The organism is Streptomyces sp. NPDC037401, from assembly GCF_055602345.1.
This window is the reverse complement of the sequence record NZ_JBVJWO010000003.1, coordinates 201,962-216,465: the sequence shown is the minus strand read 5'-3', so window position 1 is coordinate 216,465 and position 14,504 is coordinate 201,962. Positions and strand designations below refer to the sequence as shown.

Below are 14,504 nucleotides of genomic sequence, written 5' to 3'. Positions count from 1 at the left end.
ACGGCGCGACCACCAGCTTGAACTCGCGGGTCCATACCGGGGTGTGCAGCGGCGGCACCGCGCCCACCCCCCCCCCCACCCCCCCCCCCTCCACCCCCTCCCCCTCCCCCCCCCCCCCCCCCCCCCCCCCCCCCCCCCCCCGGGCCTCGCCCTGCTGTGGCCGTTACCGCAGGCCGCATCCGCAGCAAGCTCCGCACCCGCACCCGCATCCGCACCCGCATCCGCACCCGCTTCCGCCATGGACGCGCAGCCCGCAGCGACCGCCGCCGCCCCGGAGCGCGCGTGCACCCTGCCCGCCGGCCTGGCGGAGATCAGCGGGCTCGCCATGAGCACGCGCCACCCCGGCGTCTTCTACGCCGTCAACGACAGCGGCAACAGCAACCAGGTGTTCGCGGTCGACTGCAGCGGCCCCACCGGCCGGCTCAGGGCCACCCTGACCGTCGCAGGCGCCTCCAACACGGACTGGGAGGCGCTGGCCCCGGGGAAGGACCCGGCCGGCCGCCCGGTGATCCTCGTCGGCGACATCGGCGACAACCTCAGCGGCCGAGCCGAACTCACCGTCCACAGCATCCCGGAACCCGACACCCTCGGGAACGCCACGGTCGCCACGGTCACCCCGGTCACCCACCGCCTCGCCTACTCCGACGGCCGCCACGACGCCGAATCGCTCCTCGCCGACCCCGCGACCGGACAGTGGTACGTCGCCAGCAAACTCATCGGCGCCCCGGGCCAGTTGTACAAGGCGCCGCTGCCGCCGCAGCCCGGACAGCTGAACACCCTCACGCCGGTCCGGCCCGGCCCCGTCTTCGCCACCGACGGCGCCTTCTCGCCCACAGGGCGGTCCTACACCCTGCGCAGCGGCGGCCCCCTCGGGGCGAACACGGCCTCGGTGTACGACGCCACGACCGGAGCCAGGCTCGCGGACATCCCGCTGCCCGCCCAGCCGCAGGGCGAGATCGTGACGTACGCCGACTGCGCCACGCTCCTGGTGGGATCCGAGAACGACAACCAGATCTGGCGCGTGGCGCTGCCCGTGGAGGCCGCTCCCGGCTGCGACGGCAGCACACCGCCGCCCACCGGCGACCTCAAACTCGCCAACCCCGGCCCGCAGACCTGCAAGTTCAACCAGAACTGCACGGTCCAGCTCGCCGCGACCGGCGGGAAGCCCCCACTGCGCTACAGCGCGAGCGGGCTTCCCTGGGGGCTGGCCCTGGACGCCGCGACGGGCCGGATCAACGGCAAGCCGTGGGCCTCGGGGACCGTCCAGATCACGGCCGGCGTCACGGACGCGACCGGAGCCTCTGCCGGTACCGCCTTCCCGCTCACCCTCAACTGGTTCCGGGTCCACTCGCGCTAGTGTGCGTACGTGAGTCTTCATGTCGTCGTGGGTTCCGGGCCCGCCGGAGCGGCCACCGCCCGGCTGCTGGCCGAGCAGGGTCATGCGGTACGGGTCGTCACCAGGTCGGGCCGCAGCCCGGAGCCCGGCATCGAGCACGTGGCGTTCGACGCGGCGGACAGCGGGCGACTCGCCGACGCCGCGAAGGGCGCGGCGGCGATCTACGGCTGCGCCGCGCCGCCCTACCACCGCTGGGCGGGCGAGTGGCCGCCACTGGCCTCGTCGCTCTGTGCCGCGGCCGAGGCGACCGGGGCCGTGCTCGTCATGCTGGGCAACCTCTACGGCTACGGGCCGGTGGACGCTCCCATGACGGAAGGACTGCCGCTCGCGGCGACCGGCCCCAAGGGGCGGGTGCGCGCTGCCGTCTGGGAGCAGGCGCGCACGCTGCACGACGAGGGCCGCATCACGGCGGTCGAAGTAAGGGCCTCGGACTTCTTCGGCCCCGGCGTGACCGGCGGCGGGCACCTGGCCGCGCGGGTCGTACCGCGGCTGCTGCGCGGCAAGCCGGTCTCCGCGCTCGGCGACCCGGACGCCCCGCACAGCTGGACCTACGTGCCCGACGTGGCTGCGGCCCTGGTCGCGGTCGCAGGCGACGAACGGGCCTGGGGCCGGCCCTGGCACGTCCCGACCGGGCCCGCGCTGTCCGTCCGGGAGATGGCCGACCGCCTTGCCGCCGGGGCGGGAAGGGCTCCCGTCGCCGTGCGCGGCCTCCCGTCGGCCGTGCTGGGCCTGGCGTCCCTCGTCTCCCCGACGATGCGCGAACTGAAGGAGATCCGCTACCAGTTCGAGCGCCCCTTCGTGGTCGATTCGAGCGCGTACGAGGCGGCGTTCGCGGTGCGGGCCACCCCTGTCGACGAACAGATCGCGGCGACCGTGGCCTGGTGGCGCGCGCGGCTGACGGCAACGAGCTGAGCTCTACGGGCCCCCGGGCGCGAAGTCCGGCCAAAGTGTCCCGGCGCGGCTCGTCGCCGCGCCTGCCGCGCCCACCCCGCCCGGCCCGGGTTGCGCGGCACCGGCCGTGGTGGCGGCCGCGGTGGAACCGCAGGGACGCGGAAGGCAAACGGAACCCGCCGCCGTGGCCCGGCCCTTCGCGCCGCGGGTCGTGCACGCGCGGTCGCAAGCCGTCCGTGACAGACGGGCGAAGCCCCCGGGAGTGGCAGGCGAAATCGATCTGGTGAGGCGAGGACCCACCCCTGCCCCCGAGCGCGCCGTGGGCCTCGCAAATGCGCGCCTATCGCGATCTGTGCCACGCAAATGCAATGTAAATGGCGCGCAGCGGGTGGCAGATAGGGGTTTTTGGTGTGGACAGCAACCGGGGTCGGCTGCCAGGTTGTGCGCATGCCGATGCGCCCAGTCGAGCCGCGTGCACTTCTCGCCTGGCGACGGCGGACCAGTGCAGCCCGATCCGTTGCGAGGCGAAGCGTGTCCAGCAGCACCACCCACCGCCACCTGTTCAGACCCGGCAGCCACCCCGAGGGGCTGGAATCGCACGTGGCCGAGTTCAAAGAGACCGCCGGGTCACCGGACTTCCCGTGCGTCTTCGCCCCCATGGCGTTACGCAAGGACGAACTCCTCTTCGGCGCCGGCGACGTCGCCCAGGACGGCTGGGGCGTCGCCGTCACCCTCATGGACCTGGCCACCGCGGCGATCTGGGAGGACCCCGACCAGGTCGTGGTCCTGTGGCTCGACGGAATCGAGTCGGACTCCCTGGACGGCGACCACGACGCGTTCCGGCGGATCCTGCTCACCCTGCTCGAAGCCGGGGGCGAGTGGCCCGCTGACGCGCCCGTCGATCCCGCGGACCCGCGGTGGAACTTCTGGTACAAGGGCATCGACTTCTTCATCAGCGTCAGCACCCGCCACCACCGGCTCCGGCGCAGCCGCAACCTGGGCCGTGCCTTCACCCTCGTCGTCCAGTCCCGGGCCGGCTTCGACCGGCTGCCGGTCCACGCGGCCGCCGCGCGCAAGGGGATACGCAGGCGCATCGCCGCGTACGACGGCGTCGGCCTCTCCCCCCACCTGGGCACGCACGGCGACGCCCCGGAGCTTCCCCAGTTCTTCCCCGGCGACGCCAACGGCTGCCCGTACGCCGCCGTCACCGAGCAGGACGTCACCTCGTACGTCGGCACCGCGCGGGGCGGGCACGACCGCGGCCACCGGCCGCCGCGGCGCACGGCAGGCACTCGGGCTCATCCTGGTCGGCTCGACGGGAATCCAGCTGTCCTCGGCCTTCGCCGCAGGGCTCTTCGACGCGCTCGGACCCATGCCCGTCAGCTCCCTGCGCATGGCGATCGCCGCGCTGATCCTCTGCGTGCTCATCAGGCCGCGGCTGCGTGGAAGGACCCGCGGCCAGTGGACGTCGATCGTCGTCTACGGGCTGGCCATGGCCGCCATGAACCTCTGCCTGTACTCGGCCATCGACCGGATCCCGCTCGGTGTCGCCGTCACGCTGGAGTTCCTGGGGCCGTGCGCCGTGGCGTTCCTCGCCTCCCGGCGGATACGGGAGGGCATGTGCGCGCTCGCGGCCTTCGCCGGCGTGCTGCTGATCTCGGGCCCCGGCGGCTACTTCAGCGTGTCCGGCTCCGCCTTCGGCCTCGGAGCGGCGGCCTTCTTCGCCCTCTACACCGTCTTCGCCGAGAAGGTCGGCAAGGACGACAGCGGACTGTCCGGCCTGGCGCTGTCGGTGGCGGTCGCCGCCGTCGTCTCCGCGCCGTTCGGGATCGGTGCGGTCGGCCGGGTCAGCGGGCAGCAGTGGCTGGTGCTGGCCCTCGCCGCCGCCATCGGCGTCGCCATCCCGTACGCCGTCGACACGATCGCCGCCCGGGTCTCCTCCGCCCGCGTGGTCGGGACCCTGTTCAGCATCGACCCCGTCATGGGCTCGCTGGCCGGGCTGCTGATCCTCGGCGAGCGCATCGGCTGGGCGGCCGTCGCCGGGATCGTCGTCGTGGCGGCCGCGGGCGCCGCGGTCGTGTGGATCTCGGAGCCCGCCGAGGCGGGCACGTCAACGACGGATACGTTCCCCGAAAGGGTCTCCGCATGACCGGCAGCGCAACGCCACACCGGCTCGGGCGCGAAGGCCTGGGTCTACCTCGACGCGCAGGCGGTGCCGGGGGACTGACTGCCGGCCCGCTGCGGCCGGGGTTCAGCGGGAGTCGAAACGGACCGGGGCATGGAAGCGGGCCTGCGGGCCGCGCGGCGGAAGACCGTGAGGACCGCCGGCCCGCGAGCGAGATGCGGAGGACGTTGGTGACGGCGCGGCCGGTGACCCAGCCGAGCGACGTGGCCGGGCCGAACGCGATCGGGCCGCGTGCAGTGGACCCGGTGGCGTACCCGGCGTCGGCCTGGTCGAGTTCCTGCGCGACGCTCTCCAGGTAGAGCAGGTCGGTCGGGGTCTGCGGGACCAGCCCCACCAGGCGGCGGGCGCCGGCGGCGGGCAGTGTGCGCGGGTCGGCCGGAGCGCCGCCCGGCGCGGGCGTGACGGCCACCGCTCCGGCCTGGCGGGGTCCGGAGCCCTGGAGGGCCCAGAGCAGGGAGGACGTGCCGGAGCCGTTGCGGCCCATCAGGGCGGTGAACTCGCCGCTGCGGCCCGGCGGGCGTCGCGGACGGATCGAAGCCGTCCGCGCTGCACGCCGGGTACTCCGACTCGCGGCGCGGATGCGCCGCACACGGTTGCAGGCCAGTGCCGGACTCCCACCGGCTTCCCCCAGTCGTGCATTCGGTTGTGGTCCGGGCGCTGCGGGCCCGAGGGGACGAATCGCAGGGCCGGGCGAACGGACGTGCCGGGGACCGGGGCCCCAGCTCGGTCAACCAGCCCCCGTGGGCCGCGTGTTGGGCGTGAGGTCTGGATTGCAGGTCAACTTAGGGAAGGCTAACCTAAGTGTGTGATTACTGCCGCCGCCACCCGTCCGCCGGTCCACGGTGCGGACGATCTTCCGCCGCTGGTCCGTCGGGCCGTCCCGCAGGACGCCCCCGCCCTCCACGCGCTCTCGCTGGCCTTCGTCGGCTCCGGCGCCCTACGGCCCCGCAGCATCGACCACTACCGCGCACACGCCGGGGAGTTCCTCCTCGTGACCGGTCGCGGCCGCACCCCGGTCCGGGGCTGTCTCGCGCTGAGCTACGAGGGGGACGGAGCCGCCGTGCTCTACAACTTCTGCGTCGCCCGGGGGAGTCAGGGGCAGGGGCTGGGCGGTGCACTGCTGCGCGCGGCCTTCACCGAGGCGCGCAGCCGCTCGGTACGGGAGCTGTTCACCGCGACGACCAGTGGCGCCGCCCTCTTCCGGCGGTACGGCTTCGAGGGCGCCGGCCAGGGGCGGGCGCCCGCCGCCTGGGCGGGGGCGCTGGACCCCGCGCGCGGATCCGAGGTGCTCTCCCGGCGGCTCTGAGCCGTACGGGCCCGCAGGCGGCCGGGGGCCGGGACGGAGCAGCCGCTCCCTCCCGGCCCCGCGCGTGCGGGCGGATGATCCGCCGGTCAGCCCCTGGCGACGAGGCTGGCGGGCCGCATGTCGGTCCAGTGCTCTTCCGTGTACTCGGCGCACCCCTGCCGGCTGTCCTCGCCGTGCACGACGGTCCAGCCCGGGGGAACCTCCGCGAAGGCGGGCCAGAGCGAGTGCTGGTTCTCGGCGTTCACGAGGACGAAGTAGCGGGCGTCGTCGTCCTCGAAGGGGTTGGTCGTGGCCATGGCGTCTCTCCTTGCTTGATGACCGGGCCGGCCGGTGCGGGATGGGGATCGGTGGTGCGCGGGGCCGTCCGCGCGGGCGGGACGGTTCCGGTGCCGGTCCGCGGCTCCGGGACCGGCACCCGCTCCGTGAGGGAGGCGACGGGGAGGTCGGGGGCGCCGCAGAGCGCCGCCAGCGTCCCGGTGAACAGCGAGGCGAACCGGGCGAGTCCGGCTTCGGCGTACAGGGCCGGGTTCGCGTCGAAGTCCAGGCGGAGCCGTCCGCCGCGGTCCGCCGAGCAGGCCAGCGACAGGTCGTCGACCGGCCCCGAGGCGAGGCTGACGACCCGTCCGGGGATACCGCCGAAGTCCAGGTCCGTCTCGAACGTCCGCAGGTCGACCAGCAGTCCCGGAACCCGGCCGCCGCCCCCGTGCTCCGGCCACAGCGTGCGGGCCAGCTCCTCCCCGCGGAACCGCTGGTGGCGACGGAGCAGGGCGAGCTCGCCGGCCGCCGTGCGCAGCAGGGACCGGAAGGTGTCCGCCCCCCGGACCGGCAGCCGCACCGGCAGGACGTTCACGGCCGTGCCCGGCACCCGGAGGGTCCCGGGGGAGGTCCGCGCCGTCGCGTAGACGGCGAGCACCGCCTCGCGCGCGCCGGCCGAGGCCGTCACGCACACCGCGGTCGCGGCGAGCACGGCCTCGGCCCACGTGAGGCGGGTCGTGCGGACGGCGTCGTGCACGGCCCTGCTCTGCTCCGCGCCGAGCCGTACGGTGTGGCGCCGCGCGGTGTCCCCGGCGGGGGCGGTGCGCCCGGCGGGTGACACCGGCGCGGGCCGGTCGGCGTACCGCTCCGTCCAGTACCGCCGGTCCGCGGCCTGCGCCGGCGAGCCGGCGTACGCACGGTCCGCGTCGACCAGTACGGAGACCGGCGCGAAGGGCGTGGGGCCGGGCCGCCGGCCGTGCACGAGCGCCCTGTACACCTCGGCGATCCGGCGGTTGAGCAGCGCCACCCCGTACCCGTCGACCGCCAGCAGGTGGAAGTACTGCACCAGCAGGTGGTGTTCGGGGCCGACCCGGACCAGCACGGCGCCGGTGAGGCCGGGTGCCGGGCCGGGGCCCGCCGCCGCGGTGAGCTGTTCGGGCCGTGGCGGGCAGGCGAGCTGGCGGCGCACCAGCTCGACCGCCGCGCCCAAGGGATCGGCCGCCCCGGAGGTGTCCAGGCGCGGCAGCCCGCCCCGGGCCGTCGGCCGCGAGCCGAGCCAGGGAGCCTCGGCGTAGGCCTGCCGCACGGCTTCGTCGAGCGCCGCCGTGTCGAGCGGGCCGGCGAACTCGACGTACTGGCCCGCGTTGTGGCCGGCGTACGACGGATCCGCGCGCTGCGCGGCCAGTACGTGCGCCTGCGCCGCCGTGAGCCCGGCCGTGTCGGTACGCGGCACGGCGGGTCAGCCCTGGTGCGCGGGGACGCCGTCGGCCACGGCCGTCGCCCCGGCCGCCGCGGCGGCCAGGCTGGTCTGCACCTCTCGCTCGGTGCCGCGCAGCAGCAGGGAGTCGCAGATCTCCCCGGAGCGCACGGCCAGGGTGGACAGCAGGGAGGCCGTGATGCCGTGGGTGTGCTCGGCGGCGCCGCCCTGGACGTAGATGCCGGCCCGCACCCGGTCGGTGGTCTCCACCCGGTGGTCGCGGCCGACGCGCAGCCGGCCCTGTCCGTCGGTGAGGCACTCCCCGGCGAGGTCGCCGAGCAGCTCCGCGGGCTCGGTGGGCCGGTAGCCGGTGGCCAGCACCAGCGCGTCGCAGTCGAGGGTCTGCGTCTCTCCCGTCGTGAGGGAGCGCACCACGGCCCGTGCACCGTCGGCGAGTTCCTCGACGGAGGTGAGGGCGGTGGTGTTCAGGATCCGCAGCCGTTCGGCGCCCGCGACCTTCTCCTGGTAGACGGTCCGGTACAGGTGCTCGATCAGATCACCGTCCACCACCGCGTAGTTGGTGTTGGCGTGGTAGCCGATCAGCCGCTGCTTGACCTCCTCCGGAGCCTGGAAGAACTCGTCCACGGCCGACGGGTCGAAGATCCGGTTGGCGAAGGGGCTGTCGTCGGCCGGGCTGTACCCGTACCGCGAGAACACGGCGCAGACCTCGGCGTCCGGGAACGTCCGGTGGAGGTGGTCGGCGGTCTCTGCGGCGGACTGCCCGGCGCCGACGACGACGAAGCGGCGGTGCGGACGGGCGGTCAGTTCCGGTGCGCGGTGCAGCAGATCGCGGTTGTGCCAGATGTGGCGGCCGGTGCGGACCCCGGCGGGGATGCGGGGGCGCAGGCCGGTCCCGAGGACGAGGTTGCGGGTGCGGGTGGCGCGCTCCGGCCCGGTCCCGGAGGCCGGCCGGGTGATGACGTCCAGGAGGTCCGCGGCGCCCGCGGGCCCGGCCGGGCGCACCTCGACGGCCTCGGTGGCGTAGTCGACCTGCTCGGTGAAGGAGGCGGCGCACCAGCGGAAGTAGTCGTGGAACTCCAGGCGCGTGGGGAAGAACGTCTTCTGGTTGATGAAGTCGGCGAGCCTGCCCCGGTCCTGGAGGTAGTGCAGGAAGCTGAAGGAGCTCCCGGGGTCACGCATCGTCACCAGGTCCTTGAGGAACGACACCTGCATGGTGGCTCCTTCGAGGAGCATGCCCTGGTGCCAGCCGAAGTCGTCCTGGCGCTCGATGAAGGAGGCCCGGATCCCCTCGCCGGAGGCCCGGCGGCCGTTGTGCTCCCGGATCGCTATCGCCAGGGCGAGGTTGGCCGGCCCGAAGCCGATTCCTACCAGGTCCCTGGTGTCCGGGAGTGCTTCCCCGGGTATGGAGCTCGCGTGCGGTGCGGACATGCCCATCCTTCCTTGGTCCTACCCTGTCTGGTTAGGTAAGGCTGGCCTAACATCGCTGACAGGTTGAAGACTGTCAAGTTGGGCCGGAGACACCTCACGCACAGTCAGCTCGCTTCGGGTCCACGGAAGTTGGAGACACCCGGCCCCCGGAACCGTATCCGGCCTTGGCGAGGGCGGGGAGGACCGGGGGAGGCCGGTCCTCCCCTGCTCAGCGGGGAGGGCGTTCTTCCTGCGGCGGTTCGTCGGGCAGCACCGTGGTTCCGGTGTGCTCGTCGGCGAAGACCTCCAGCACGAGGGCGTGCGGCACCCTGCCGTCGAGCACGTGCGCCATCCGGACGCCGGAGCGCACCGCCCGCAGGCAGCCCTCCATCTTGGGCACCATGCCGCCGGCCATCGAGGGCAGCAGTTTCTCCAGCTCGCCCGCCGTGAGCCGGTCGATGATCCGGGTGCTGTGCGGCCAGTCCGCGTACAGGCCCGCGACGTCGGTGAGCATCACCAGCTTCTCCGCGTCCAGCGCCTCGGCGAGGGCGGCGGCCGCGAGGTCGGCGTTGATGTTGTAGACGTTGCCGTCGTGCGCTCCCCGGGCGATGGGGGAGATCACCGGGATGCGCCCCCGCTCCAGCAGCCCCCGTACCGTGTCGGATTCGACGTGCACGATGTCGCCCACCAGGCCGATGTCCACCTCCGCGCCGTCCACGACGGCGGGCCGCCGGACGGCGGACAGGGTGCGGGCGTCCTCGCCGGTCATGCCCACAGCGAAGGCGCCGTGCCGGTTGATGAGGCCGACGATGTCCCGCTGGACCTGGCCGGCCAGCACCATCCGGACGACCTGCATCACCTCCGGGGTCGTCACCCGCAGTCCGGCGGCGAAGCGGACCTCCAGGGCGAGCCGTTCGAGCATCGCGCTGATCTGCGGGCCGCCGCCGTGCACGACGACCGGCCGCAGGCCCGCGTACCGCAGGGAGACCACGTCCTGGGCGAACGCCGCCTTGAGTTCCTCGTTCACCATGGCGTTGCCGCCGAACTTGACCACGACCGTGCTGCCCTGGAACCGTTCCAGCCACGGCAGGGCCTCGATCAGCGTGCGCGCCCGTGGCGCCGCGTGTCCGCTCACCGGGCGGGGGGTGCTGTCGTCATCAGGCTTCCAGTTCGTCGATGAGGAAGGTGGTGGTGCGTACGACGGCGCCCCGGGCGGCCGTCCAGCGCAGGGCGAGCGCGTGCTCCTCCGCGGAGGTGTCCGCCACCGCGTCGGCGACCACGAACGGCTGGATGTCGTTCATGAAGGCGTCCGCCGCGGTGAGCAGAACGCCGGAATGTGCGAACACGCCGCACAGGATCAGCTGGTCCCGGCCCGTGGTCCGCAGGATGCGCTCCAGGTGGCTGCGGAGGAAGGCGTTGTGCCGGGTGTTGGCGATCACGTGCTCCCCCTTGAGGGGGGTCAGTTCCCCGGTGATCGACACGTCGCGGTACGGCGCGGCCGGGCCGGTGTCCATCTCGGCCGCGAGGCCGCGCTGTTCGGGGCGCTCGGGCGGCTCCGCGCTGAAGACGACCGGGAGGCCGAGCCGCCGCGCGGCCCGGCGCAGCGCGCTGATGTTGCCGATCAGGTCCACGAGGGGCGGGCGGTTGCGGGGGAAGGGGTGGAGCAGGTGGTTCTGCATGTTGTGGACGAGCAGGGCGGCCCGGTCGGGGTCGATGGACCACGGTGCCACCGAATGCGGTACGACGTCCTGGGTGGGCATGGGGTAGGGGTCGATGGTCGCAGGGCCCACGGCTGGATCTCCTCGTTGGCGGCGCTCCGCCGGGCGCCTGCGGCGGGCGGAGCGCGCGGAGCTCGACGAGGGCTGGAGGCGGCTCCGCCCCCTCAGTGCGTGCTTAACTTAGCCTAACCTAACCAACTTGCCCGTGTGTGGGCAATGCCATGTGTTCGGCCACCGTGGCGCGTTCGCACACTCAGTCCGGGCGTACGGTGCCGGTGCCCAACTCGCCTTGGGGGCCGTCCGGTTGGCTGCCGGGGGACAGGATGGGATCGTCGAGCTGCACGATCCGGTACCCCGTGCGGCGGTTCGCGGTCCTGGGCGGCTTGCGCCGCCGCTGGTCCATGCCGGCCTTCACCGACCGGGCCCGCTGGGCCGCCGCGATCAGGGCGGCCACGGGCGGTGCCTCGGCGCGCAGGCGGTTGAACCCGCGGACGGAGATCCCGACGAGGCTCGCCGCCGCCGGCCAGGCCGCTCCCTTGCGGATCGCGTTCAGCATCAGCTGCAGCGCCGCGGGGGTGGGCGGTGTCCCCGGCCGCAGTCCGTGCGCCTCGGCCAGTTCCTGCGCGGCGCGCAGGGCCCCGGCGAAGCTGGCGTCGATGTCCAGCCACTCGCGCAGGGTGCGCTCGGGGACGCCCGCCGCGGCCGCGCACCCGGGGATGGTCAGCCCCTGGGCGGCCCCGCGGAGGGCGTCCGCCATCCTGGCGGTCGTTTCCTCGCGCTGGCTGGGCGTGCGGTGCAGTGCGTCGCGCAGCGCGCGGTCGATCTCCTCCTGGCAGCCCATCCAGGCGACCACTTCGTCGGCCCACTCGTCCTGCTGCGCTTGGTCTCGCGCTCTTTCCCGCATTCCCACTCCCCGTGATTAGGTAAACCTAACCTAAGAATCTTCTCGGCGGGGAGGTGCCCGGCCACACTCGTGGTCTTCCCCGGATCCGCCGGGCCCGACACAACCCGCCCCGGTGCGAGGGCAGTTCCCCCGCGCACCGCGCGTACCTCGCGCCTGCTCTCCATCGGGCGGGGGTGCCCGCCGTGACCGGGCACCCCCGCGCAGGGCCTCAGCTGCGGTGGAACACGACCTCGGGGTCGGCCGCCGTCGGACCGTCCAGGCGCGGCGCCGGCAGCCCGCGCAGGTGCTGGTCGAAGAAGTCGCCGACGTACGCCCGCGTGATCTGCTGCGAGCGGGTCCCCGGGAGGGGCGTCTCCGGATGCGCGTACCCCACCTGGTCCCCGAGCACCGGCCAGTCGGTGAAGCCGGGATGCCCGGCTCCCGTGACGGTCAGCCAGCGCTTCCAGCCGTCCAGCCGGGGCCAGTTGTCCTCCCAGGAGGTGTCCGGGAAGTCGGGCGGCAGCAGGGCGGGGTCGCCGGCGAGCATCAGGAAGGGGCGCCCGTCGAGGCCGCCTTGGGGGACCGGGGTGAAGAACGTGCCGTCCATGTTGACCCCGGCGTCCACGCGCGGGTCCGCGGCCATGGCGGCCGAGGCGGCCGCGCCGCCGATCGAGTGGCCGGCCATGCCGATGCGCCGGGAGTCGATCATCCGGGAGTACCGCCACGCGGAGCGCGGGCCGGTGAGCCGGTCCAGGACGAAGGAGGCGTCGCGGGCCCGGCCGTCGGAGACGCGGTGCAGCGACCTGTCGGGGAAGACCTGCTCGCACGCCTTGCAGGTGAGGACCCGTCCGCCGGGGAAGAGGGTGCCGTCCGACTCGTACGCGTGGTCCACCGCGGCAACGACGTACCCGCGGCTGGCGAGGTCCTCGGCCAGGGTGCTCAGCGAGGCGCGCGGCATGGTGAAGCCGGGGGAGAGCACGATCAGTGGGTAGCGGTGCGCCGACGGCCGGGGCAGGGCGTCCTTGCGCGCATGCGTGCGGGTGGCCGCGATGCGTTCGGGGGTGGCGTACTCGCCCAGCTGCCCCCGGTCGGTCAGCAGCGCCTTCGCCTCGGGAACGGCCATGTAGGGAGCGGGGGTTCCGGTGCGGGCGAGCGCCGGGTAGTACAGCGACAGGAGCAACTCCCGGTCGGCCGTGGGCGCCCAGGGGTCCTTGCGGTCCCGGTCCACGAGATGGAGCGTGTCGCGCCCGACCGCTAAGGAGCCGGTGGGTCGCGGGAGTTCGAGTGCGGAGGCCCCCGCCGGGCCGGCGGCGGCCGCGGCGGGAGTCGCGAGCGTGCCGGGCGCGGACAGGACCAGACCGGTCGCCACCGCCGTCAGCACGCGGATGATCTTCTTCATGCCGACATCTTAAAGCACATAAGGCAAGGCTTACCTAAGTCTCTGCGGATATCGTGAAGTCGGTACCAGCGCGAGCAGGCTCAGGCCGAACATCAGGACGCCCAGGGGGACATGGAGCGACGCCATGTGCGCGATGCCCAGCACCACCTGCACCGAGGCGAGGACGAGGAAGCCGGAGGCGTAGAGGACGGGACGTGCCGGCCCGCCGCCCGGCCGCCACGCCAGGACCGCCGCGAGCACGTACAGCATCGAGGCGCCGTACATCACGCGCGACCCTGCGTCGTGCAGTACCGCGCCGTGGGACGAGGACAGCAGCAGTCCGGCGGTGGCCGCCTGGAAGAACAGGGCCAGGGTCTGCAGGGCGACCGCGACCTGTAGGAATCTGGAGCCGCCCGGTGCTGCGGTGGTCCGTGTGGCCATGATGTGGTCCCCTCTTCTGCCGTGCGGCGACGGCTCGGTAGTGTCTCGGCAGTCCGACGACGCAGGACCGCGAAATGTGAGGCGAGGGCCGGCCCCACACTCCGGTGCGGTGTTCGTCCAAGCGCCGGAACGCCGGCGGACGGGAAGAACCAGGGAGCGGTCGCGAGCATGAGAACCCCATCCGAGCCGGACCTGAGCGTGATCGTCGGCGAGCGGCGCCGGCTGATCAACCTCGCCTACCGGATGCTCGGTTCGCTGGCCGAGGCCGAGGACGCCGTGCAGGAGACCTACGCCCGCTGGTACGCGATGCCGCGCAGGCAGCAGGAGGCCGTCGAGTCGCCCGGCGCCTGGCTGACGACGGTGGCGAGCCGCGTCTGCCTGGACGTGCTCGGCTCGGCGAGGGCCCGGCGCGAGCGCTACGTCGGCGCATGGATACCCGAGCCGCTGCCCGACCGTACGGAGTGGTCCGGCGGGCGGCCGGGCGGCGGCAGGACCGAGCCCGCCGACCCCGCCGACCGGATCACCCTCGACGAGTCGGTGAGCATGGCCTTCCTCGTCGTACTGGAAGCGATGACACCGGCCGAACGCGTGGCCTTCATCCTGCACGACGTCTTCCGGTACCCCTTCGCCGAGGTCGCCGCGATCGTCGGCCGGACGCCGGCGGCCTGCCGGCAGCTGGCGTCCTCGGCCCGTCGCCGGATCCGCGCCGCGCAGGCCCCGGCGGGTCCGACGGCCGGACAGGCCGTTCTGGTACGGCACTTCAAGGAGGCGTGGGAGGCCGGGGACGTCGAGGCCCTCGTCGGCCTCCTCGACCCCGGCGCCACGATGACCGCCGACGGCGGCGGTCTGGTCGGCACCGTCCTGCGCCCGGTGGAGGGCAGCAGGCGCATCGCCGAGTACCTGATCGACATCGCGGGCAGAGCCCCCGGCACGACGCTCCTGGAGCGGACGGTCAACGGCCGGCCCGGCCTGGTCGCCCAGCTCGCCGGCGTCACCGTGACCGTGGCGGCGTTCGGCGTCACCGGCGGCCGCATCGCCCGCATCTGGGCGGTCCGCAACCCGGAGAAGCTCCGTCCGTGGATCGAGGAAGGCCCCCAGGGGACGGGACCCGAGGCCCAACGCACCTGACGGAAGAGGTGCGTGGGACGGTACGGCCCGCCTCTCGCGCAGCACCCGGCGGCCGCGCGGCCGATCGTGGCCCCGGCT

13 protein-coding genes and 1 pseudogene are annotated in these 14,504 nt (G+C 73.9%); 6 read left to right on the top strand and 8 right to left on the bottom strand.

The window, feature by feature from the left end; all coding sequences use genetic code 11:
* The first annotated feature begins 238 nt into the window (after positions 1-238).
* The 5 genes and pseudogenes from ACZ7H1_RS03870 (at position 239) to ACZ7H1_RS03850 (ending at position 5,778) form a co-directional block, all read left to right on the top strand.
* Complete coding sequence (locus ACZ7H1_RS03870; protein WP_470783450.1) at positions 239-1,357, top strand: putative Ig domain-containing protein; 1,119 nt, start codon at positions 239-241, stop codon at positions 1,355-1,357.
* Positions 1,358-1,366: 9 nt separating this feature from the next.
* A complete protein-coding gene (locus tag ACZ7H1_RS03865; protein WP_470783448.1) occupies positions 1,367-2,308 on the top strand; it encodes an NAD-dependent epimerase/dehydratase family protein in 942 nt (313 codons plus the stop codon).
* A gap of 426 nt (positions 2,309-2,734) precedes the next feature.
* A pseudogene (locus ACZ7H1_RS03860) lies at positions 2,735-3,412 on the top strand (YqcI/YcgG family protein); the annotation flags it as partial.
* A gap of 247 nt (positions 3,413-3,659) precedes the next feature.
* On the top strand, positions 3,660-4,436 hold the full coding sequence (locus ACZ7H1_RS03855) for an EamA family transporter (protein ID WP_470783446.1): 777 nt from the start codon (positions 3,660-3,662) through the stop codon (positions 4,434-4,436).
* Positions 4,437-5,277: 841 nt separating this feature from the next.
* Positions 5,278-5,778, top strand: coding sequence for a GNAT family N-acetyltransferase (locus ACZ7H1_RS03850; protein ID WP_470783445.1), 501 nt, complete (start codon positions 5,278-5,280; stop codon positions 5,776-5,778).
* Between the two features lie 86 nt (positions 5,779-5,864).
* Here ACZ7H1_RS03850 and ACZ7H1_RS03845 read toward each other — a convergent pair whose 3' ends face one another.
* From ACZ7H1_RS03845 to ACZ7H1_RS03810, 8 genes are all read right to left on the bottom strand, one after another.
* Complete coding sequence (locus tag ACZ7H1_RS03845) at positions 5,865-6,074, bottom strand: MbtH family protein (RefSeq protein WP_470783444.1); 210 nt, start codon at positions 6,072-6,074, stop codon at positions 5,865-5,867.
* Entirely contained in the window at positions 6,020-7,486 is a 1,467-nt protein-coding gene (locus tag ACZ7H1_RS03840) for a condensation domain-containing protein (RefSeq protein ID WP_470783442.1), read from the bottom strand. The genes ACZ7H1_RS03845 and ACZ7H1_RS03840 overlap by 55 nt, the downstream gene beginning before the upstream one ends.
* 6 nt (positions 7,487-7,492) lie before the next feature.
* Positions 7,493-8,899, bottom strand: a complete 1,407-nt coding sequence (locus ACZ7H1_RS03835; RefSeq protein WP_470783441.1) for a lysine N(6)-hydroxylase/L-ornithine N(5)-oxygenase family protein — start codon at positions 8,897-8,899, stop codon at positions 7,493-7,495.
* Between the two features lie 208 nt (positions 8,900-9,107).
* Complete coding sequence (gene argB, locus ACZ7H1_RS03830) at positions 9,108-10,013, bottom strand: acetylglutamate kinase (protein WP_470783439.1); 906 nt, start codon at positions 10,011-10,013, stop codon at positions 9,108-9,110.
* Between the two features lie 22 nt (positions 10,014-10,035).
* Positions 10,036-10,668 (bottom strand): isochorismatase family protein, encoded by a 633-nt coding sequence (locus ACZ7H1_RS03825; protein ID WP_470783438.1) that lies wholly within the window; start codon positions 10,666-10,668, stop codon positions 10,036-10,038.
* A gap of 181 nt (positions 10,669-10,849) precedes the next feature.
* Positions 10,850-11,500, bottom strand: coding sequence for a serine/threonine-protein kinase (locus tag ACZ7H1_RS03820; RefSeq protein WP_470783437.1), 651 nt, complete (start codon positions 11,498-11,500; stop codon positions 10,850-10,852).
* A 208-nt stretch (positions 11,501-11,708) separates the two neighbouring features.
* Positions 11,709-12,878 (bottom strand): alpha/beta hydrolase family protein, encoded by a 1,170-nt coding sequence (locus ACZ7H1_RS03815; protein WP_470783435.1) that lies wholly within the window; start codon positions 12,876-12,878, stop codon positions 11,709-11,711.
* Positions 12,879-12,908: 30 nt separating this feature from the next.
* Positions 12,909-13,298, bottom strand: a complete 390-nt coding sequence (locus ACZ7H1_RS03810; protein ID WP_470783433.1) for a hypothetical protein — start codon at positions 13,296-13,298, stop codon at positions 12,909-12,911.
* A 168-nt stretch (positions 13,299-13,466) separates the two neighbouring features.
* On the opposite strand from ACZ7H1_RS03810, the gene sigJ reads away from it, so the two are divergent.
* Positions 13,467-14,426: an RNA polymerase sigma factor SigJ gene (gene sigJ / locus ACZ7H1_RS03805; protein ID WP_470783431.1), complete on the top strand. Its 960-nt coding sequence runs from the start codon at positions 13,467-13,469 to the stop codon at positions 14,424-14,426.
* Positions 14,427-14,504: the final 78 nt, after the last annotated feature.